This window comes from Actinoplanes sp. NPDC019969 (assembly GCF_055562375.1).
This window is the reverse complement of sequence record NZ_JBVHFK010000031.1, coordinates 1-20,720: the sequence shown is the minus strand read 5'-3', so window position 1 is coordinate 20,720 and position 20,720 is coordinate 1. Positions and strand designations below refer to the sequence as shown.

19 protein-coding genes and 1 pseudogene are annotated in these 20,720 nt (G+C 69.7%); 13 read left to right on the top strand and 7 right to left on the bottom strand.

The window, feature by feature from the left end:
* From ACZ3II_RS43290 to ACZ3II_RS43280, 3 genes and pseudogenes are all read left to right on the top strand, one after another.
* Positions 1-777 (top strand): phosphoketolase family protein (locus tag ACZ3II_RS43290; RefSeq protein WP_465526698.1); only part of this gene is annotated, 777 nt, incomplete at its 5' end.
* Between the two features lie 71 nt (positions 778-848).
* Positions 849-955 (top strand): annotated as a pseudogene (locus ACZ3II_RS43285) (type I glyceraldehyde-3-phosphate dehydrogenase); the annotation flags it as partial.
* A 14-nt stretch (positions 956-969) separates the two neighbouring features.
* Entirely contained in the window at positions 970-1,134 is a 165-nt protein-coding gene (locus ACZ3II_RS43280) for a hypothetical protein (RefSeq protein WP_465526700.1), read from the top strand.
* Here the strand turns inward: ACZ3II_RS43280 and pflA are convergent.
* From pflA to ACZ3II_RS43255, 5 genes are all read right to left on the bottom strand, one after another.
* Positions 1,100-1,924: a pyruvate formate-lyase-activating protein gene (gene pflA / locus ACZ3II_RS43275; RefSeq protein ID WP_465526696.1), complete on the bottom strand. Its 825-nt coding sequence runs from the start codon at positions 1,922-1,924 to the stop codon at positions 1,100-1,102. The genes ACZ3II_RS43280 and pflA overlap by 35 nt on opposite strands.
* A complete protein-coding gene (gene pflB / locus ACZ3II_RS43270) occupies positions 1,921-4,182 on the bottom strand; it encodes a formate C-acetyltransferase (protein ID WP_465526694.1) in 2,262 nt (753 codons plus the stop codon). Before pflB ends, pflA begins: the two co-directional genes overlap by 4 nt.
* Before the next feature lie 408 nt (positions 4,183-4,590).
* Positions 4,591-7,185, bottom strand: a complete 2,595-nt coding sequence (adhE, locus tag ACZ3II_RS43265) for a bifunctional acetaldehyde-CoA/alcohol dehydrogenase (protein ID WP_465526692.1) — start codon at positions 7,183-7,185, stop codon at positions 4,591-4,593.
* Positions 7,186-7,888: 703 nt separating this feature from the next.
* Positions 7,889-8,617 carry a hypothetical protein gene (locus ACZ3II_RS43260; RefSeq protein ID WP_465526690.1) on the bottom strand — a complete coding sequence of 243 codons (729 nt, stop codon included), beginning with the start codon at positions 8,615-8,617 and terminating at the stop codon, positions 7,889-7,891.
* A gap of 534 nt (positions 8,618-9,151) precedes the next feature.
* Positions 9,152-9,634, bottom strand: coding sequence for a hypothetical protein (locus ACZ3II_RS43255; protein ID WP_465526688.1), 483 nt, complete (start codon positions 9,632-9,634; stop codon positions 9,152-9,154).
* Positions 9,635-9,830: 196 nt separating this feature from the next.
* On the opposite strand from ACZ3II_RS43255, the gene ACZ3II_RS43250 reads away from it, so the two are divergent.
* From ACZ3II_RS43250 to ACZ3II_RS43235, 4 genes are all read left to right on the top strand, one after another.
* On the top strand, positions 9,831-10,820 hold the full coding sequence (locus tag ACZ3II_RS43250) for a type II toxin-antitoxin system PemK/MazF family toxin (protein WP_465526686.1): 990 nt from the start codon (positions 9,831-9,833) through the stop codon (positions 10,818-10,820).
* Positions 10,821-10,951: 131 nt separating this feature from the next.
* A complete protein-coding gene (locus tag ACZ3II_RS43245) occupies positions 10,952-11,167 on the top strand; it encodes a hypothetical protein (RefSeq protein WP_465526684.1) in 216 nt (71 codons plus the stop codon).
* Positions 11,168-11,215: 48 nt separating this feature from the next.
* Positions 11,216-12,076 (top strand): universal stress protein, encoded by an 861-nt coding sequence (locus ACZ3II_RS43240; RefSeq protein ID WP_465526682.1) that lies wholly within the window; start codon positions 11,216-11,218, stop codon positions 12,074-12,076.
* 68 nt (positions 12,077-12,144) lie between these two features.
* Complete coding sequence (locus ACZ3II_RS43235; protein WP_465526680.1) at positions 12,145-13,794, top strand: methyl-accepting chemotaxis protein; 1,650 nt, start codon at positions 12,145-12,147, stop codon at positions 13,792-13,794.
* 116 nt (positions 13,795-13,910) lie between these two features.
* Here the strand turns inward: ACZ3II_RS43235 and ACZ3II_RS43230 are convergent, their stop codons facing one another.
* Entirely contained in the window at positions 13,911-14,378 is a 468-nt protein-coding gene (locus ACZ3II_RS43230; RefSeq protein WP_465526678.1) for a response regulator transcription factor, read from the bottom strand.
* Positions 14,379-14,514: 136 nt separating this feature from the next.
* Here ACZ3II_RS43230 and ACZ3II_RS43225 point away from each other — a divergent pair, with 136 nt between their 5' ends.
* Positions 14,515-15,438 carry a siderophore-interacting protein gene (locus ACZ3II_RS43225; protein WP_465526676.1) on the top strand — a complete coding sequence of 308 codons (924 nt, stop codon included), beginning with the start codon at positions 14,515-14,517 and terminating at the stop codon, positions 15,436-15,438.
* Here ACZ3II_RS43225 and ACZ3II_RS43220 read toward each other — a convergent pair whose 3' ends face one another.
* Positions 15,439-15,651: a hypothetical protein gene (locus tag ACZ3II_RS43220; RefSeq protein ID WP_465526674.1), complete on the bottom strand. Its 213-nt coding sequence runs from the start codon at positions 15,649-15,651 to the stop codon at positions 15,439-15,441.
* Between the two features lie 505 nt (positions 15,652-16,156).
* Between ACZ3II_RS43220 and ACZ3II_RS43215 the strand changes: the two genes are divergently transcribed.
* The 5 genes from ACZ3II_RS43215 (at position 16,157) to ACZ3II_RS43195 (ending at position 20,389) form a co-directional block, all read left to right on the top strand.
* A complete protein-coding gene (locus tag ACZ3II_RS43215) occupies positions 16,157-16,459 on the top strand; it encodes a protealysin inhibitor emfourin (RefSeq protein WP_465526672.1) in 303 nt (100 codons plus the stop codon).
* A 123-nt stretch (positions 16,460-16,582) separates the two neighbouring features.
* Complete coding sequence (locus ACZ3II_RS43210) at positions 16,583-17,101, top strand: hypothetical protein (protein ID WP_465526670.1); 519 nt, start codon at positions 16,583-16,585, stop codon at positions 17,099-17,101.
* A gap of 177 nt (positions 17,102-17,278) precedes the next feature.
* Positions 17,279-19,114 (top strand): polysaccharide biosynthesis tyrosine autokinase, encoded by a 1,836-nt coding sequence (locus tag ACZ3II_RS43205; RefSeq protein ID WP_465526668.1) that lies wholly within the window; start codon positions 17,279-17,281, stop codon positions 19,112-19,114.
* A 157-nt stretch (positions 19,115-19,271) separates the two neighbouring features.
* Positions 19,272-19,535, top strand: coding sequence for a hypothetical protein (locus tag ACZ3II_RS43200; RefSeq protein WP_465526666.1), 264 nt, complete (start codon positions 19,272-19,274; stop codon positions 19,533-19,535).
* 416 nt (positions 19,536-19,951) lie between these two features.
* Positions 19,952-20,389, top strand: a complete 438-nt coding sequence (locus tag ACZ3II_RS43195; RefSeq protein WP_465526664.1) for a CBS domain-containing protein — start codon at positions 19,952-19,954, stop codon at positions 20,387-20,389.
* The last annotated feature ends 331 nt before the right edge of the window (positions 20,390-20,720 follow it).

Below are 20,720 nucleotides of genomic sequence, written 5' to 3'. Positions count from 1 at the left end.
CACCAGGGCCCCGGCCTGATCCAGGTGGTGCTCAACCAGCGGGGCACGGTCGCCCGCGTCTACCTGCCGCCGGACGCCAACACCCTGCTGTCGGTCGCCGACCACTGCTTCCGCTCCCGGTCGTACGTCAATCTGATCGTCATCGACAAGCAGCCCCAACTGCAGTGGCTCGACATGGACCAGGCGGTCGAGCACTGCGCCAAAGGCGCCGGCATCTGGGAGTGGGCCGGCACCGACGACGGTGAGCGGGACCCCGACATCATCCTGGCGTGCGCCGGCGACGTGGTCACCATGGAGACCGTGGCCGCCGCACAGATCCTTGCCAAGAAACTGCCGCAACTGAAGGTCCGCGTGGTCAACGTGGTCAACCTGATGACCCTGCCGCGGCCCAAGGACCACCCGCACGGCATGACCGAGACCATGTTCCGCGAGCTGTTCACCGATCACATCGACGTCATCTTCTCCTTCCACGGCTATCCCGGCGCGATCCACCAGCTGGTGCACGGCAGGCCGGACGCCGACCGGTTCCGGGTCCGCGGCTTCATCGAGGAGGGCACCACCACCACACCGTTCGACATGACGGTCCGCAACAAAGCGTCGCGCTACCACCTGGTGATCGACGCGATCAACAACTCGAAGCGGCTGCCGGCCGGCGCCACCGACCTGAAGAACTGGTGCGAGGCCCAGCTGGCCAAGCACGAGAAGTACGTGGTCGAGCACCTGGAGGACATGCCCGAGGTACGGGACTGGTCGCTCGGCGACTGGGCCGAACACTGACCAAGGACGGGCGGGTCCGGCGCCGAGGACGGCCCGGGCCCGCCGCGTCTACAAGGTCGGCACGCAGACCCCTGACCGACAACGCCACGCTGGCTCACCTGCTGAAGTACGACAGCATCCTGGGCCGCCCGGCCAGGAGGTGAAGGCGTCCGCGGACGAGATCAGCGTCGGTGGCGAGAGGTCAACGCCGCGATCAAGGCCGCCGCCGGGGGCCCGCTCAAGGGCATCCTGGTCTACGCCGAGGACGCGATCGTGTCGGCCGGCATCGTCACCGACCCGGCCTCCTGCATCGTCGACGCGCGCCCGCGCCTTGGTCACGGCTTCAGGCGGTCGTCGCACGCAGCCCGCGGTCGGTGAAGTGTGCGGCGGCCGTGGCCAGTTGCTCGGCTGTGGGTGGCTCGGTGTCGGCCAGGGGGTAGCGGAGCCCGAGCTCCTTGTATTTGGCTATGCCGAGACGGTGGTAGCCGAGGATGTCGACCTGCTCGACCACTCCGCCTCGCTCGGCACTCCCCCACCGGGCCGCCAGGTCGGCGACGCCGGCGATGTTGTCCGGGTCGTCGGTCAGGCCGGGCACGAGCACGAACCGGATGCGCATCCGGTTGCCGCGGGCAGCGAGCCGGTCGCCGAAGACGATCGTCGGGTGCAGGGCGACACCGGTGACCTTCCGGTACGTCTCCGGGTTGCTCGACTTCACGTCGAGCAGCACCAGGTCGGTGTCGTCGAGCAGTTGGTCACTCGCGCGGGCGCCGAGGAACCCCGCCGTGTCCAGCGCCGTGTGCATCCCCTCCTGCTTGCAGCGACGGAGGTACGCCTCGACGAAGTGGTTCTGCAGCAGCGGCTCCCCGCCGGAGACCGTCACACCCCCACCGGACGCGGTGATGAACGCCTTGAAGGTGAGCATCTTGGCGACCAGGTCGTCGAGGGTGACGTGCTGACCGTTGCGGCCTTCCCAGGTGTCCGGGTTGTGGCAGTAGAGGCATCGTAGGTGGCAGCCGGCGAAGAACGTCACGAACCGGGTGCCGGGACCGTCGGCGGCGGTGACGACGTCCCACGAGTGCACGGAGGCGACCAGCTCGCCGTGCGGTGCCGGGTGCGTCCCGACCGGGGTGATACCCAGGTCGGGACGCTGGATCACGGCCCTGCTCACAGCGCGCCGTGGAAGGTGCGGGAGATGACGTCGGCCTGCTGTTCCTTGGTCAGCCGGACGAAGTTGACCGCGTATCCGGAGACCCGGATGGTCAGCTGCGGATAGTTCTCCGGGTGCGCCATGGCGTCCTCCAGGGTGGCTCGGTTCAGCACGTTGACGTTCATGTGGAACCCCCCGGTGGCGGTGTAACCGTCGAGAACGCCGACCAGGTTGCGGACCTGCTCGTCGCGGCTGTTGCCGAGACCGTTCGGGGTGACCGTGGTGGTCAGCGAGATGCCGTCCTGGGCGTGCTCGTACGGCAGTTTCGCCACCGACAGCGCCGCGGCGACCATGCCGTGCTTGTCGCGGCCGTTCATCGGGTTCGCGCCCGGCGCGAACGGCTCGCCCGACCGGCGGCCGTCCGGGGTGTTGCCGGTGTGCTTGCCGTACACGACGTTCGACGTGATCGTCAGCACCGACTGGGTGTGCACCGCACCCCGGTACGTCGGGTGCTTACGGATCTTCGCCATGAACGATTCGACCAGCCCGGCGGCGATGGTGTCGGCGCGGTCGTCGTTGTTGCCGTACGTCGGGAACTCACCGTCGACGGTGTAGTCGACGATCAGGCCGCGCTCGTCACGCACCGGCCGCACGGTGGCGTGTTTGATCGCCGACAGGGAGTCGGTCGCGACCGACAGGCCGGCGATGCCGCAGGCGAGGGTACGCAGGATGTCGGTGTCGTGGAGGGCCATCTCGATGCGCTCGTAGGCGTATTTGTCGTGCATGTAGTGGATGATGTTGAGCGCGTTGACGTAGGTGGCGGCCAGCCACTCCATCATGGTGTCGAACCGGTGGGCCACGGTCTCGTAGTCGAGAACGTCACCGTCCAGCGGCGGCAGCTGCGGGCCGACCTGGGCGCCGGAGTTCTCGTCGCGGCCGCCGTTGATCGCGTACAGCAGGGTCTTGGCGAGGTTGACCCGAGCACCGAAGAACTGCATCTGCTTGCCGACCGCCATCGCCGACACGCAGCATGCGATCGCGGTGTCGTCGCCGAACCGCGGGCGCATCAGCTCGTCGGACTCGTACTGGATGGCGCTGGTGTCGATGGAGACCTGGGCGCAGAAGTCCTTGAAGCCCTGCGGCAGCTTCGGCGACCAGAAGACGGTCAGGTTCGGCTCCGGTGCCGGGCCGAGGTTGTAGAGGGTCTGCAGGTAGCGGAAGCTGGTTCGGGTCACCAACGGGCGGCCGTCGTCGCCGAGGCCGCCGAGCGACTCGGTCACCCAGGTCGGGTCGCCGGAGAACAGCTCGTCGTACTCGGGGGTACGCAGGAACCGCACGATCCGAAGCTTGATCACGAAGTCGTCGACCAGCTCCTGGGCCTGCTCCTCGGTGAGACGCCCCTCGGCGATGTCGCGCTGCAGGAAGATGTCGACGAAGGTTGAGGTGCGGCCCAGCGACATGGCGGCGCCGTTCTGCTCCTTCACCGCGGCCAGGTACGCGAAGTACAGCCACTGGATGGCGTCACGGCCGGTGACAGCGGGTGCGGCGATGTCGTAGCCGTAACTCGCGGCCATCGCCTTGAGCTCGGCCAGGGCCCGGATCTGCTCCGACAGCTCTTCACGGCGGCGGACCGTGTCCTCGGTCATCGCCCCGGTGGCGCAGGCGTCCTTGTCGGCCTGCTTCGCCGCGATCAGCGCGTCGACGCCGTACAGGGCCACCCGGCGGTAGTCACCGATGATCCGGCCGCGACCGTACGCGTCGGGCAGGCCGGTGATGAGGTGCGACTTGCGGGCGGCCAGGATGTCCGGGGTGTACGCGTCGAACACGCCCGCGTTGTGGGTCTTACGGTATTTGGTGAAGATCTCCGCGACGGCCGGGTCGGGGGCGTAGCCGTACACCTTCAGGCCACCTTCGACCATCCGCCAGCCGCCGTTCGGAATGATCGCCCTGCGCAGCGGCGCGTCGGTCTGCAACCCGACGATCAGCTCACTGTCCCGGTCGATGTAGCCCGGCTGGTGGCTGGTGATCGTCGACGGGGTGATCGCGTCGACGTCGTAGATGCCGCGCTCCCGCTCGGCCGGGAACATCGCCGACAGCTTGGCCCAGATGCCGGTGGTACGGCCGGTCGGGCCGGCCAGGAACGAGGCATCACCGGCGTACGGGGCGTAGTTGGCCTGGATGAAGTCGCGCACCGCGATGCCGGTGCGCCAGGCGTCACCGGCGAACCCGCGCCACGGGTCCAGACCGGTGGCGGTCGCGTCCAGTACGGATGCACTCATGTCAATCTCCCAGTCGTGTACTGAAGGGCCGGTGGAGGACCGGCGGTTCGCCGGGCGGCACCGTGGCGGCAGGAGGCCGGGGCTGCGTCCACCGGTTGCTGTTTCGACCCGTTCCGGCCGAACCTGAGCCCACACGGGCAGGACCCCGGCGGGCCAGGAACCGCACCGTAGTCCCGGTGAACGATCGCCTTACTCGGTGACCTGCTCGGCATCCCCGACCGGATTCAGGACCTGGGGTTCTTCCAGCATGTTCCCGACATCGCCGGCGCCGACCGGCCCATCGGCGCCCTCCTGGGCCTCGCCGCGGCCGGCACGCTCCTGGCCGTGGCCGGGGCGGTCGGCGCTGCCCGCCGTGACCTGCGGACGGGCTGATCTCCGAGAGATCTGCCGGGTGACCGCGGCTTTGGCTCACCGCTGGGGCTGGCCGGGACCGGCCCCGTAGAAGGCGGCGCGCATCAACTCCTGCATGTCGTCGAGCATCGGCATCCGCGGGTTCGCCGGAGCGCACTGGTCCTCGTAGGCGTTCATCGCCTGCTGCGGCAATGCGGCCAGGAACGTCTTCTCGTCGACGCCGAGCTGCGCGAACGACGATTCGATCCCCACCGCGGCCCGGAGCCGTTCGACCGCCCCGGCGAGGGCTTCCACCGCCTCGGCCGGGGTACCGGCCGGCAGGCCGAGCATGGCCGCGATCTCAGCGAACCGTTGCGGCGCCCGGTAGCTCTCGTACTTCGGCCAGCCGGACAGCTTCGACGGCGGCGTCCCGTTGTAGCGGATCACGTGCGGCAGCAGCACCGCGTTGGTTCGGCCATGCGCGATGTGGAACGTCGCGCCCAGAGTGTGCGACATGGCGTGCACGATGCCGAGGAACGCGCTACCGAACGCCATCCCGGCGATGGTGCCAGCGTTGTGCATCCGCTCCCGGGCCCCGGTGTCGCCGTGCATCACCGACTGCTCCAGGTTGGCGAAGATCAGCCGGATGGCGTGCAGGGCGAGCCCGTCGGTGAAGTCGTTGGCGTACACCGACACGTACGCCTCGATCGCGTGGGTCAGTGCGTCGAAGCCGCTGTCCGCGGCGATCGTCCGGGGCATGCTAGCCGTCAGTACCGGGTCGATGATCGCGACGGTCGGGGTGAGCGCGTAGTCGGCGAGGGGGTACTTCTTACCGGTGCGGTGGTCGGTGATGACCGCGAACGGGGTCACCTCCGCCCCGGTGCCCGAGGTCGTCGGCACGCAGACCAGGCTGGCCTTCTCGCCGAGGCTGGGGAACGCGAACGCCCGTTTGCGGATGTCGAAGAACTTCTCCCGCATGTCGTCGAAGTCGATCTCCGGGTGCTCGTACTTGAGCCACATCACCTTGGCGGCGTCCATCGCCGAACCACCGCCGAGCGCGATGATCGTGTCCGGGCGGAACGAGCGCATCAGCTCGGCGCCCCGGTCGACCGTGGTGATCCGCGGTTCTGGTTCCACGTCGTCGATGATCTGCAACGCGACCTGTTCCGGGCGGCGCTGCAGCACCTGGCGGATCCGGTCGACGAACCCGAGGCGCGTCATCGTGGCGTCCGTGACGACGGTGACCCGGCACACGTCGGGCATGTCGGCCAGGTACCGGATGGCATGTGGCTCGAAGTAGATCTTCGACGGGACCTTGAACCACTGCATGTTCTTGGTACGCCTGCCGATCCGTTTGATGTTGATCAGGTTGACCGCCGACACGTTGTTGGACACCGAGTTGTGCCCGTAGCTGCCGCAACCCAGCGTCAGCGACGGCAGGAACGCGTTGTACATGTCACCGATGCCGCCCTGCGAGGCCGGCGAGTTCCAGATGACCCGTACCGCCTTGACCCGCGTGCCGAAGACCTTGACGAGTTCGGCGTCCTCGGTGTGGATGACGGCGCTGTGGCCGAGGCCGTGGAACTCCACCATCTTCGTGGCCGCCCGCAGGCCCTCGTCGCGAGACCGGACCCGCAACACCGCGAGAACCGGGCACAGTTTCTCCCGGGTCAGCGGTTCGTTCGGGCCGACCTCGCCGACCTCGGTCAGGATGATCGACGTCTTCGGCGGCACGCTGAAGCCGGCCCGTTCGGCGATCCAGGCCGGGGATTGCCCGACCACGTCCGGGTTGAGTTTCGCGCCACTGCATGCGGTGCCGTAGGCGCTGACGCCGAAGATGAACTCTTCCAACATTCGCTTCTCGCCGGCGGACGCCAGGTAGGCGTGCAGTCCCCGGAACTCCTCCAGCGCTGCGTCGTAGATCTCGTCGTCGATGATGACGGCCTGTTCGGACGCGCAGATCATGCCGTTGTCGAACGACTTCGACAGCACGATGTCGTTGACGGCCCGCTCCAGCTTCGCGGTCTTCTCGATCCAGGCCGGCACGTTACCCGCACCGACACCGAGGGCCGGTTTACCCGTCGAGTACGCGGCCCGGACCATGTTGTTGCCGCCGGTCGCCAGGATCGTGGCGATGCCGGGATGGCGCATCAGCGCGGTCGTCGCCTCGACCGACGGACGGTCGATCCACTGGATGCAGTTCTGCGGCGCCCCGGCGGCGATCGCCGCGTCCCGCACGATCCTTGCCGCCTCGACGCTGCACCGCTGCGCCGCCGGATGGAACGCGAACACGATCGGGTTACGGGTCTTCAGCGCCAGCAGCGCCTTGAAGATCGCCGTCGAGGTGGGGTTGGTGACCGGAGTGATACCGGCGACGACTCCGACCGGGTCGGCGATCTCGGTGATGCCGCTGATGTCGTCCTCGCTGATCACCCCGACCGTGCGCAGCTTCGCCATGCTGTGCGTGACGTGCTCGCATGCGAAGATGTTTTTGACCGCCTTGTCCTCGAAGACACCGCGGCCGGTCTCCTCCACCGCCAGTTTGGCCAGCATTCCGTGCCGGTCGAGGGCGGCGACCGACGCCTTCTTCACGATGTGGTCGATCGTCTCCTGGTCGAAACCGTCGTAGTCGACGAGCGCCTTAGCGCCTGCGGAGACCAGCGCATCTACCATGATCGAGACGTCGGACGGGCCATCTTCAGGTGCTCCGGTCGCCGAGGCTGTAACAGCCTGCTGATCCGCGGGCATGGTGTGGTCACCTCTGCTGTTGTCGTTATGTTCCTTGGACATCCGCTCTCGCTGCCTGTTCCCGGATCTTCCGCGGACCAACTGATGTCATCGGGCACGGAACCGCCGGGTAGGCACTTCATCTGAGGATGGACCCCGTACCGATGGCAGCACCTGCCGTATCGACAAGATCCGAGATCCGACCAACGGTTGTGGCACTGCCCCTGCCGGCGTTCGGCGTCCCGCAGCGCTGCCGGCGAGTCTTCCGACTCGTCGGTGCCATTGCCGGGAACAGCATTCCCGCATCTCGCCTCGAATACAGCCTTGTCCGGCGGTCCGGCTCGCTCGCCACGAAGACTGCCGGAAGGCGATCAGGTCCACCAACCTCGTGGGGTACGACCACGACGCCTGCCGCGTGCTTCCGGGAATCCATCCCGGCAAGGTCGTACCCGCAAGGCCGTGGTGGCCCAGCGAGACACAAGGCGCGGGGCCACCATCGTTGAACGCGGCGGCGGTCGACTGTACGTTCCGCTACACGCAGGTCCATTCATCGACACAGGCAGGGCTACACGGCATCGATGGCTACCGGCCCACTCCGCCGGGCAGGAAGGCCCTGCACGACGCGCCCGCCGCCACGGGAAGCTGATCTTCAAGAGGCGCGAGAAAGGGGCCCGTCATGAATGACCGCGAAGCCAGAACCGAGCCCGAGACCGAACTCGACCGCTGTCCGACCTGCCACGGTCGCGGCGAAGGCTGCACCACGATGGCCTGCCACGGCCTCGACTCCGACTGAACAGCAGCCGTACGGCAACGGCCGTCTGACTGGACCAGGAACGTTCGATCTCCTGCTCAACGAGCCCGGCGGCGCCCGGTCGTCACCGGAGGTGGTGAGCACCAACATCGTCCCCTGGGACTCGAACGGCTCGGTCGCCCGCGGCAGATGAGGCTGCAGCTGCCCGAAGTCCCGGATCGGCATGGTCTCCAAGGCGTCCCAGGGCCCGGTCGCAGCCGGTGGGACGCCGTCGTGCCGGCGACTGCGCTGGATGGTCCAGCGGGCGAGCTCCTCCTCGTAGCCCTCAGCAGCGCGTTGTCGCCGGTCAGCCTCCTCGGACAGCGCAAGGATCTCGTCCCTGCTGACGGAATCCGCCAGCACCAGGCGGGCATTCTCCTCGGCTGCGGCCTCGACCATGGATCCGATCACGTCAGCAGGGATGGCCGTGCCGGCGAACGGGAACCGGTTAGTATGCCGGTGCGGCACCGCCGCTACCAGACGTTCGATCATCGGGTCGACGGCTGCCGGGCCCGCGGCGCCTACCCTGGCCACCAGATTATGCAGCGAAGGCGCGAGCATCGCGGTCCGGACACAGTCTTCGAGCACATCGACAGTAGGTATCGCGGGCTACTCACGATCGCCGGCTTCGGTGGTGACGTCCACGGTCATCGCCTCCCCGGTCTCTGGTCTGCACGGCAGCGTCAGGAGTGGCCGGCAGCCGGACGGCTCTCTACGGAAAGCGGCTCGGCTCGGCTCCGGTCGACCACGGACGTACGGCTCTGACTACGCTCAGGCGGCTGTGATGAGCCGGAAGCTATGCGTCCCCTCGTGACGGTCCGGCAGCAGGCAGTCGTCCTTGCTGTCGTCCGAGACCGCCGAACAGACGGGGCGGCAGACAACTCCGCGTCCGGTGGCATCCCACCTCATCCACCACCCCTGCTCGTTGTGCTCTGCCGCCATCACGAAGGCGACATGCCGGCCGGCATGGTCGTCGGTCAGTTCACACCGAACATCACGCAGTGGAACCCCGGTCCGATACTCGGGCCATCTCGGTTGAGCCCATATCCCTGGGCTCCGCGCGGATCACGTACCGCGGGTCGTATTCGATCCGAAGGCAGCACGGCATCTTCGTCCCCGCCGTCAACGGTTGGCGCCGCGGGCGGAGCCGATCACCACGAAGGTGCTGTCAGGCCATACGTAGGAGCCAGCGTCACCCGGCTGGGCCGGCCGGAGGAAGACGAGCTGTACGCGGCGTGGCCACCAGCGAGTAGGCTCCGACCACCCGCAACGGACTTCCCGCTCGCCCGTGTCGGCGCAGTCCCCGATCTGCTGCCAACCGTCGAGCTGACCGGCGACCCCGGACCGGACCTGAGCCCACGTGGTGGTGGGCGGCATGACATGGGTTTCAGCGTCGGGAACGCCACGCTCGTTGCGCAGATCGGTGAAGACCTCGGACATCCGATTGTCGATGACCTTGGTGTATTCGCCCTGAGGCAGCACCGTTGACGACCCCGGCGGAGCCGCAATGGGAACCGGCTCGCCGACGGCCATCCAGCGGACCCCAACCATCGCCGCCACACCTAGTACGAGAATCAGGCCGACTCTCGCCAGAAGAACTCGCACAGCCGGGAGTCTATGAACATGCGGCCAGCCGGGCGAGCCGCCATGGTTTGCCGGACGACCAGTTGTCAATGTGGGTCCTGGTGCTGCGGGCGTGTGAGAGGTTCTCCCTGCCCGCCTGCGGAGTGGATGCCATCGTGCGTTCGTTCCGTAGGCTCCCCGGGTGACGTCCGGTCCGATGTGGACATAAGCTCGTCCGGTGCGTGGTGATGGATATTCCCGAGGCGGGCTGCTCTCTCTGTCGGTGAAAATCTTCGCTCTTTGGTTTGTGGCAGCGTTGCTCGCCTGGCCGACGGTGGTGCTGGTCAGCCCGGGTGGTGCGGACTCCGCCGGTGAACGGCCGGGTTCGGCCGTGCTGTGGCTGTCGGTGTCGGCGGTGCTCGCGGTGGCGGTGGCGTGGTGGTACCGGCCGGCTTGGCCGGGCCTGCGGCTCGTTCCGTTGCTGGGCCGGGCCGGCGCGGTGCTGGCGGCGGTCTCGTGCACGGTGCTGGCCTGGCATGCCGCGGGGATGCCGCCATGGGGGCTGGCCGGGCCGGCAGGCGGGAATGCGCTGTTCGCCGTGCTCGGGTGTGTCACGGTCTGGGCGGCGCTGGACCGGCTACCGCCTGCCACGCTCGCCCTGCTCGGTGCGCTGGCGCTGGGTGCCGGCATCGGTCTGACGTTCGCCGTGGACGCGCGTGACGCCATGGCGGTGCTGACCGGTGACGAAACCGGGCAGGAGTCGGGGTTGTCGTGGGGAATGGTCCTGACAATGGTGCAGATCGCGGCGGTGGCGCTCCTCGTCATAGCCGGATGGCGTCTCTTCGATCAGTGGCGAACCGGAACGCTCGCGCATGCGGGTGATCGCAGCCAGGGACAGTGGCCGCCGAAGGCCGGTCAGGTCTGGTATGCCGATGTGCCGTTCCAGGAGGGTGACGGCGAGTCGAAGGACCGTCCTGTGCTCGTGGTGCGTACCGGCCGACGTCAGGCCGAGGTCCTGAAGATCACGAGCCAGGACAAGTCACGGTATCCGGAGCACTATCTGTTCCTGCCGTACCCGAAATGGAAACAGGTGCTAGACAAGAACAGCTGGCTGGAGTTACGTCCGGTCACCCTGGACTACCACCGGTTTCACAACCTTCGCGGACTGGCTCGATACGGCACAGTGCGTACGGTTCGCGAACGCGCGAAGCCGCGTACAGCCTCCTGAACGCTGAGGTCATGCGGTATTCCTCGACGCCGACAACCTCACCGACGGCCACGCCATCACGCCCGGCGCGTATATCCGTGGTGGGTCAACAACACCAGCACCGGCATGCCTCGTAAAAAGGGACCGGCCCGGTGCTGCGGACCGCTCCTCACCAAGCCGCCAGGGGGGTGCTGGTCTTCACCGACGCGTTCCTGCTGCAGGACCGCCTGGAAGGGCTGGGCGCGCGGCACTCCGGCGCCGCCGACTGGCAGCCGCACGTGGTCACCGACGGCCGTCTGGTCACCGGCCAGAACCCCGCCTCCTCGACCGGCGTCGCCGAAGCCGTCCTGACGGTATTGAAGAACTGAACTCCAGAGACCACGATCGGGGGAGGACGCGCGTAAGGAGGTGGCGCCGTGGCCACTCGCAGGATCGTGGTGGGGTACGACGGCTCGCCCGACGCGCGCAAGGCCGCCCGGTGGGCCCTCGACGAGGCGTACCGGTCGGGCGCCCCGGTGGAGCTGCTGTACGCGTACGAGTGGCCCAGCTACGTGCCGGCCGCCGCGATGATGCCGGCCGCCGCCGTCTACCCCGACACCGACACCGACGACGCGGTCGGCGAGATGCTGACCCGGGCCGTCGAGGCGGCCGCCGCCAGCCACCCGGGGGTCCGGCTGCATACCCGGGTGGAGCACGGCACCGCCGCGGTGGCCCTGGCCCAGCGCAGCGCCGAGGCCGCGCTGGTGGTGGTCGGCGGGCCGCGGCAGTCCGCGGTGCGGGCCCTGCTCGGCTCGACCAGCGCCTCGGTCGGCGCGCACGCCCGCTGCCCGGTCGTGGTGGTCCGCGGCGAGCCCCGGGACGCCGCGCCGGTGGTGGCGGGGGTGGACGACTCCCCCGCCGCCGCCCTGGTCCTGGGTTTCGCCTTCGAGCAGGCGGCGGTACGTGGTGTGCCGCTCCGCGCGGTGCACGGCTGGACCCCGCCGCCCGGCCGGGATCTGCTCTGTGACGCCAACCTGGGCGCCGTCGACGCCGAGCGGCGGCGGCTGCGGTCGGTGGTGGACTGCTGGCGGGGCCGGTTCCCGCAGGTGCCGGTGTCGGCGGAGATCGTGGTCGGCGCGCCGGGTGAGGTGCTGGCCGAGGCGGCGGCCGGGGCGCAGCTGGTGGTGGCCGGGGCCCGGGCGCGGCGGGCGCTGCGGGTGGCGTTGCGGCCCTCGGTCGGCCGGCATCTGCTGAACCGGGCCCGCTGCAGCATCGCCCTGGTCCATCGCGGCCGTTAGCACCCCACCAGTCACACAAGATAGGCAATCTGCCGAAATCACCCGGAATGGCTCCTACAGTGTGACCCATGCAGCTGGAGAGCCCACCCCTGCGGCGCACCGTACTGGAACGGATGCTCGGCGACCGGAGCCTGCTCCTCAAGAGCACCGTCGCCGCCGCCTGCGTGGCCCTGGTCGCGCTGGCCGTCACCGCCGTGGCACTGACCCGGCTGGCCACCCTGCGCGACAGCCTTCAGGACATGAAGGACCAGCACGTCGACAGCATGGAGCAGATCGCCGTCATGCGCGGCGGGCTCACCGACTTCTTCCGTGCCGGTCTGCTGCACAGCGCCGGCCAGAGCGGCAAGAGCCAGCAGATGATCCAGATGGCGCTCGACGCCAAGGCCGCCGCGGAACAGCGCATCGACGAGGCTGTCGGCGCATACCGGGAGATCGCCACCGCGTCCAGCGCGGCCGACCGTCTGGAGAAGCTGACCGTCTTCGACGAGGGGATGCTGCGCCACCGCGACCTGAGTACCGTGATCATCTTCGGTCAGGCGCCGCCGGCGGGTTTCGTGATGCCCGCGCAGAACGAGATCCTCGGCGCGTTCAACGAGGCCGAGCAGAGCATGACCACCGCCATGAACGATCTCCAGGCGGCGGAGGAGTCCGATGCGGACGGGATGGCCGCGGAGGGCAACGACGAGTACCACCGGGCACTGTGGATGACCATCGGCGGTCTCGCCGTCGGGTTCCTGCTCGCCGCGCTCGTCGGCATCGGTGTGATGCGCCTGATCAAACGGCAGCTCGCCACCGTCTCCGCGGCCCTGCAGGCGGTCGCCGACGGTGATCTCACGGTGCCCGCCGAGGTACGGTCCCGCGACGAGCTCGGCCAGATGGCGCAGGCCACCAACCGCGCCCGGGAGGGACTGCTGACCAGCGTCCGGCAGCTGAACCACGGCGCCGAGGTCCTCGGCGGCGTCACCGAGCGGCTCGGCGCCATCACCTCCCGCCTCGACGCCGAGTCCCGGGCCGCCGCCGAACAGGCCAACCTGGTGGCCGGCACGGCGGGCGAGGTGTCGGCCAGCGTCCAGTCGGTCGCCGCCGGGTCCGACCAGATGGGCGCGTCGATCCGGGAGATCTCGGAGAACGCCAACAGCGCCGCCCAGGTGGCCTCCAGCGCGGTCACCGTCGCGCAGACCACCAACGACACGGTCGCCAAGCTCGGGACCTCGTCCGAGGAGATCGGCAACGTGGTCAAGGTGATCACCGCGATCGCCGAGCAGACCAACCTCCTGGCCCTGAACGCGACCATCGAGGCGGCCCGCGCCGGTGAACTGGGCAAGGGCTTCGCCGTGGTGGCCACCGAGGTGAAGGACCTGGCCCAGGAGACCGCGAAGGCCACCGAGGACATCGCCCGGCGGGTCGAGGCGATCCAGGCCGACACGTCCAGCGCCGTGATCGCGATCCAGGAGATCTCCCGGATCATCTCGGAGATCAACGACTACCAGGTGACCATCGCCTCCGCCGTCGAGGAGCAGACCGCCACCACCAACGAGATGAGCCGCAGCATCGGCGAGGCCGCCAACGGCAGCTCCACCATCGCCGGGAACATCAACGCGGTGGCCAGCGCGGCGCACACCACCACGGCGGCGCTCGGCGAGGCGGAGGCGTCGGTCAGCGAGCTGACCCAGGTGGCCGGCGAACTGCGCCAGGTGGTCCAGCGCTTCCGCGTCTGACGCCCCGACCGCGTGTGGCTTTCGGGCGCGCATGGCGGCCGAACTCAACACGCGGGCCGGCGCCAGACCGTGTGTTGATTTGCGGTGCACATAACGGCCGAACTCCACACGCGAGGTCAGACGTCCAGGGGGACCAGGCGCTCGACGCGGCGCAGCAGCTCGGCCGGGGAGAACGGCTTGACCAGGTAGTCCTCGGCGCCGGACATGTGACCGAGCATCACGTCGGCCGGCGCGCCCCGGCCACTGATGATGATCACCGGGATGTCCGCGGTCTGCGGCGACGAGTGCAGCTCGTAGCAGAACCCCAGGCCGTCCAGCCCGGGCATGGTGACGTCGAGCAGAACCAGCTGCGGGCGCTCGTTGACGGCCAGCGCCAGCGCGGTCCGCCCGTTGTCCGCTTCGAGGGTGCGGTACCCCGCGGCCCGCAGCTTGAACGCGAGCAGCTCCCGGACGTCCTCGTCGTCGTCGGCGATCAGCACGGTCGGCGGCTGCAGAGCGGCGGCCCAGTCCTCCATGGCCCACGGCAGCGCGTCGGCGTCGCTGAACATCAGGGCCGTGGTGGCAACGGACGGCGTCTGCGGCATGTCGTCTCCTCGCTGGTGGGACCGTTCTGATCGACGCGAGGACGGCGGGCGGCAGGAAGTCGCCGGTTGCGGTCCGGGTGTTACCTTCCCCAGCGGTTAGGTTAGGGTTACCTAAACGAACCCGTGGGAGGCGACCGTGACCCTGACTGCCCTGCCGACCGAGGTGTCGCCGTTCCGGTTCTTCCCGGTCCAGGTCGCCCGGGTCGCCCGGCTCAGCCCGAACTTCCTGCGGGTGACGTTCACCGGCGACAGCGTGGCCCACTTCGCCGACAACGGCTGGGACCAGCGGATCAAGCTGATCCCGCCGCTGCCCGGCGCCGGCCACGACCACCTGCCGATGACCGAGGACTGGTACACGCGGTGGCGTGAGCTGCCGGAGGAGCAGCGCAACCCGATCCGGACGTACACCGTCCGCGAGGTCCGCGCCGCCGACCGCGAGATCGACGTGGACATGGTGCTGCACGGCGTGAACGGGCCGGCCTCCCGCTGGGCCGTCGCCGCCGTCCCGGGGTCCACGATGGTCGTCCTCGGGCCGAACGCCGACTTCCCCGGCCCCGCCGGCGGCATCGACTTCCACCCGCCGGCCGGCACCCGCCGCCTGCTGCTGGTCGGCGACGAGACCGCGGTCCCGGCGATCGCGTCGATCCTGTCCCGGCTGCCCGCCGACACCGTCGGCGAGGCGCTGCTGGAGGTGCCCGAGTCCGCCGACCGGCTCGACCTGGCCGCCCCGCCCGGTGTCGCGGTCACCTGGCTGGGCCGCGACGGCGACGCGCACGGCACGAAGCTGATCCCCGCGGTCCGCGCCGTGGTCCCGCAGTTGCTCGGCGACTGCCGGCCGCCGGCCACGCCCCCCGTGCTGGAGGACGTCGACATCGACGAGGGCCTGCTCTGGGAGGTGCCGGACGAGACGTCCGGCGCCCCCGAGGGCTTCTACGCCTGGCTGGCCGGTGAGGCCGCGGTGATCAAGACGCTGCGGCGGCACCTGGTCTCCGAGTGCGGCGTCGACCGGCGGGCCGTGGCGTTCATGGGTTACTGGCGGCTGGGCCGCGCGGAGAACTGATCAGCTGTTCGGCGTGATCCGCAGCAGGCCGGTGACGGTGCCCTGATAGTAGGTGCGGTCGATCACCGTCCCGGCCGTCTGCAGCGGATCGACCAACCCGTACCCCAGGAAGGTCCGGTCGCTGACCGCACCGGTGCCGGAGTCGACGGCGGCCAGCGAGAACCCGTTCAGCAGGCCCTCCTGGACCACGGTGTAGAGCTTGCCGTCGGTCACCGACAGCCGCGGCAGGGCGGCGCTCTTCGGCGGCGAGGTCGGTGAAGAGCGGCTGCACGCAGACCGGGTTCGCCGGGCACCGTGGAGATGCTGTTGGCGACCTTCTCCCCGGCCGCAGCCGGTGGGTGGCGATCGTGCCGGTCACCGTGTTCACCGCGCCGGCGGCTGACGAACCAGACCCTTCCGTCGTACGCGGGAATCACGCCGACCACCGCGTCGTCCGCCGCGATCGCCCCCGCCAAGGACAGGCGCGAGGTGACGGTCCGCGCGTTCGCCGTGTGCGCGATCCGGAGCAGGTCCCGGTTACCGTCGACGACGACCAGCTGGTTCTTGTCGTCGAGGTACGCGTAGACCCCCGCCGAGCAGCGAGCCCTTGGCGATCGGCAGGGAGGCGAGCGTGCCGCTGCCGCCCTGGTTTCATCGACCATCCCGCAGTCCAAGACTCGACAGCAGGATGACCTCGATCCGACAGCCGTCCTGTCGGCGGGATGCCACCGTCGAGACCGTGACCCCACACGTACGAGCCGAGCTCCGCCGATCCGGAGGCTTCTCGGACCGGTCGCTGCGCGTCGTCCTGGACTCCGCGACACTCCCGCGGGACCAGGCCGCCCAGTTGGCCCACCTGGTCGGGCAGATCGATCTGACCCGGGTGGCAGCCGAGATCAACGCCCTCTCCGACGCCGACCTGACCCGCTACCACCTGGCCGTCGAATACGACGGCCGACATTGGCGCGGCACCGTGGCCGAACCCTGCGTGCCTCCTGAATTACGTCCCCTGCTCCGCTTCCTGACCGGCGCCGCCAACTGAGCGGCTGGTCGTGGGGGCGGTCTCGGCCGTGCTGTGACAGCCCCCACGACCAGCCGGAAAGATCTCAGCTCCCGCGCCGGCCCGCCGACGGTCCGGTTCCCCCGACCGCCGAGGCAGGCACCGATGTCCCGATACGCCGTCCGCACCGCCGTGTTCGCCACGATCCATCTGGCCGTGTACCTGGCCGCCGCGCACGTCCCGTACCTTCCGCTCGCCCCGCTCGTGGTCGCCGCCTTCTGGCTCACCGCGCAGGCCCGCTACGGCCGCCACCGGCTCGACGTCATCGTGCTCGCCACCACGGCGATGGTCGGCGCCACCCTGGCGGGCGCCGGGCTGCTGATGTGCCTCACCCTCGGGATCGCCGAGGTGCTGCCCGCCCTGCTGTTCGCCATGCTGCTGCAGCGCTGGCGGCCCCTCAGCGCCGGCCGGCTCGCCGCGTCCGCCGTGCTGGCCGCCGTCGCGGCCGCCGTCCTGCGGGGCGTCATCGACCCCGGCGCCGCGACGACGGCAGGCGCCTTCGGGTTCGCCCGTGACGCCGTACTGATGCTGCTCCTGACCCTCGCTCTGACGGCGATGCGGCGGCGCACCGCGGAGCCGGAGACACCCCCCACGCGGCGCGGACACCTCACCGTAGTGCGCTGACCAGGGAGATCTTCGCCATACCAGCCGCCCGGCTGCTCATCCGCCCCGTAGCCAGAGATCACATCCGGTGGAAGAATCTCCGGCTCTGGATCAGCTTGACGGGGAGGAACCACCGCGATGACGACCTACGGACGATCCGCGCGAACACTGCGCCGATACGGTCCATGGACACTGGTGGTGACGACGGCGACGATCGCGGCGGCGTACGGGCTCCACCAGGCCGCCCCGTCCGGTTACGAGTCCGAGGCGGCGGTGCTCGTCGAGCCCCGCCGCGCCGTCACCCGCCCCGGAGCGGCGCCCGCACCGGTCACCACCCCGATCACCCCGGACATCGGCACCGAACGCGAGGTCGTCCTCTCGGACACCGTGGTGCTGCCGGCCGCGAGCCGGATCGGCATCAGCGCGGCCACGTTCCGCGAGGACCTCCGCGTCGAGGTGGTGCCGGGCACCCACGTCCTCCGGGTCGTCTACGCCTCCGGCAGCCGGCACAGCGCCCAGATCCGGGCCCGGGCGCTGGTCGAGGCGTACGTGGACCACCGTGCCGACGGCCCGTTCACCGTCACCCCGATCAGCGAGCCGACCCTGCCCGGCGAGCCGCTCACCCGCCCGCTCGTCCCCGACCTGGCCGCCGGTCTCGCCGCCGGGCTGCTGCTCGGCGCCGGCACCGCGCTGCTGCGATCCCTCACCCGCGGCCGGATCCGCAGCCGCGACGACTTCGCGAACCTGGCCGGCACACCGGTCCTGGCGACCGTCCCCCGCTACCGGTCCGCCGCCGGTGAACCGGTGACCCTGCACCAGCCGGACTCATCGGCCGCCGAGGCCTACCGCTACCTGCGATCGCGTCTCCAGCCGTCGCTGCGCCCGACCAGCGCCACCACCATCCTGGTCACCAGCCCCGGCGACCGGCAGGGCCGCACCACGACCGCCGCCAACCTGGCCGTCACCCTCGCCCAGGCCGGCCGCTCGGTCATCCTGGTCGACGCCGACCTGCGGCGGCCACGGCTGCACCAGATCTTCGGGGTCTCCGGCGAGTACGGCCTGACCGCCCTCCTCGACGGCGACGCCGGTGTCCCCGACGTCCTCGAGGACACCCGCGTCCCCGGGCTGCGCCTCATCCCGGCCGGTGACCCGGAGGGCGAGCACACCGACCTGATCGGCGGCGCTCCCCTCGCCCGTGCCCTGCGCGCCGTCCAGAAACTGGCCGACGTGGTCGTCGTCGACTCCAGCGCCGTGCTCACCACCTCCGGAGCGATCAGCCTGGCCGCACTCGCCGACCAGGTGCTGCTGGTCGGCGACTTCCGCCGCACCGGCCGCGAGTCGGTCCGCCGTACGCTCGCCGAACTCACCGAAACCCTCCACGGCAACGTCAGCCCGGTGCTGGTCAACGTGCCGAAGAGCGCCGGCGCCCTGGTGCCGCGGCCTCGCGTGCACTCCGCCGGCCCGGCCCGCGAGCCGTTCTCCCGCGACCGCCTGGTCTCCGACGCCGACGACGTGGCCCCACCCGGCGTCACCTCCCACACGTACGTCGAGGCCGACCCGATCGACGACCGCCAGGACGCCCTCGCCGACTACTACGCCCGCACCGCCACCGTCGCCGTCCCGGTGATCTACGGCTCCACCCGAACCACCACCGTCTACGCCTCCTCCACCACCGCCCTCCCCGACCCCGCCATCGCCGTCCCTGCCGACACCGACGCTCACCCCGACACCGCTCACCCCGACACCGCTCACCCCGACGCCGTTGCTCACCCCGACCCCCACGCTGACGGCGGCCCGCACGCTGACGCCACCCTTCTCACCGTCGTGAGCCCGCACACGGACGCCGCCCTGCTCACCGAGGCCGGCTCGCACGCTGATCTCGCCCCATCCGCCGACCCCAGCCCTCACGCCGACGAAAATCCGGAGGCTGACGCCGTCCCTCACACCGGGACCGGTGCCGCGGATGCGGTCGGCGACTCGTCGGACCTCGCACCAGCCGCCGTCGGCAGTGAATCGGAGAAGAAGCCAGACTGATCCCCGAACGTGTCAGTTCATGGACAACACCGGTCGCACTGTCCGATTAGCGTCGTTCCTGGAGCGTGAATGAGCCGCAACGCCCGATTGGTCCTGCGGTGAACGGGGCATGTGCCGGACAGGCCCCGCCCGGCGAATCTCCCCAGAGAGGTGACCGATGACCACGAACCAGACCACCACCATCAGCGAAGACACCACTACCACCAACGGCAGTGGTACGACGGAACGCGCCCGCCAGGCCGTCACCACGGCAGGCACCCGGGCCGCTTCCGCCGTACGCCGAAATCCCAAGAAGTCCGCGACCGCGACCACCCTGGTCCTGGCCGCCGCCGCAGCCGGCGCCGTCCTCCTGGCCCGCCGCCGCTCCGCCGCCAAGGCTTCCCGTTCCCGCAACCGCATCGCCGCCCTCCTCCGCCGCTGACCCCCAACCCCGATGCCACCGCCCTCAACGGCGGTGGCATCACTCTTCCTCCTCCCAGCCAGCCAAACCCGCCGGTGCGAGGACAGGCAGCATCGCCGGGCCGCGGCCACGAGTGTCCGCTTGGGGTAGGCCGATCCGGAGCCAGCACCACCCGGCCGACCGAGAGCCCCCGCTGGAGAACAGTCGAATCCAGAACCGCCACCACGCAGCTGGCCGAAACCGTCCGCCCGAGAGCGGGGCGGATCCAGAAACCAGCCGCCCGGCTGGTCGTCAGTGTCGTCTCGAGCGCTCCGAGACAGCGCTGACGACCAGCCGCACAAGATCGACTGTCAACCGCTTGGAGCCGTACGGCTTGACAGCGGGCGCTGGGTTCGGCATAGAGGTGGTACGCGGGCCGACCAGTCGAGGGAGGAACTATGCGGATCAGTGACATTCTCCGGGCCAAGGGCGAGCAGGTGATCACGGTGGCCCCGGAGTCCACCGTAGAGGAATTGGTGGCGCTTCTCAGCGAACACCGAATCGGCGCGGCGATCGTCTCGTCCGGCGGCTCGGCAGTCCAGGGAATCGTCAGCGAACGCGACGTCGTCCGGGCCCTGGCCACACACGGCGCCACCGTCCTCACCGAACCGATCAGCACCATCGCAACCACCCAGGTCCAAACCGTAGAACCCGAAGCACAACTCGAGGACGTCGAACGCCTCATGACCCAGGGCCGCTTCCGCCACGTCCCCGTGGTGGTCGACGGCCAGCTGCGCGGCGTAGTCAGCATCGGCGACGTCGTCAAGAACCGCATCGACGAGCTGGAAACCGAACGCACCACCCTCACCGACTACATCACCGGCGAACGCGTCTAACCACCTCAGCCCTCTACCAGCGGCAACGCCGAACTTCCCACCGCAACCACCACCCAGCCGTCAAACCCCTGGTGGCCGTTGCGCGGCAGGCACGCGCCGGGTAATTGTGGCCTAGGTTTTGCCGGCGGTGGTGCCCACGAAGGGATCAAGCCTGACCGCCCTGAGTGGGCACCGCCGCCGGCAAAACCGGCCCCACACCAAACCGTGACGGAAACGCAGAAAGGCCCACCCGGATGCCCGGGTGGGCCTTTCTGTCACGTTGAGTCCGGCGGCGTCCTACTCTCCCACACCCTCCCGAGTGCAGTACCATCGGCGCTGGAGGGCTTAGCTA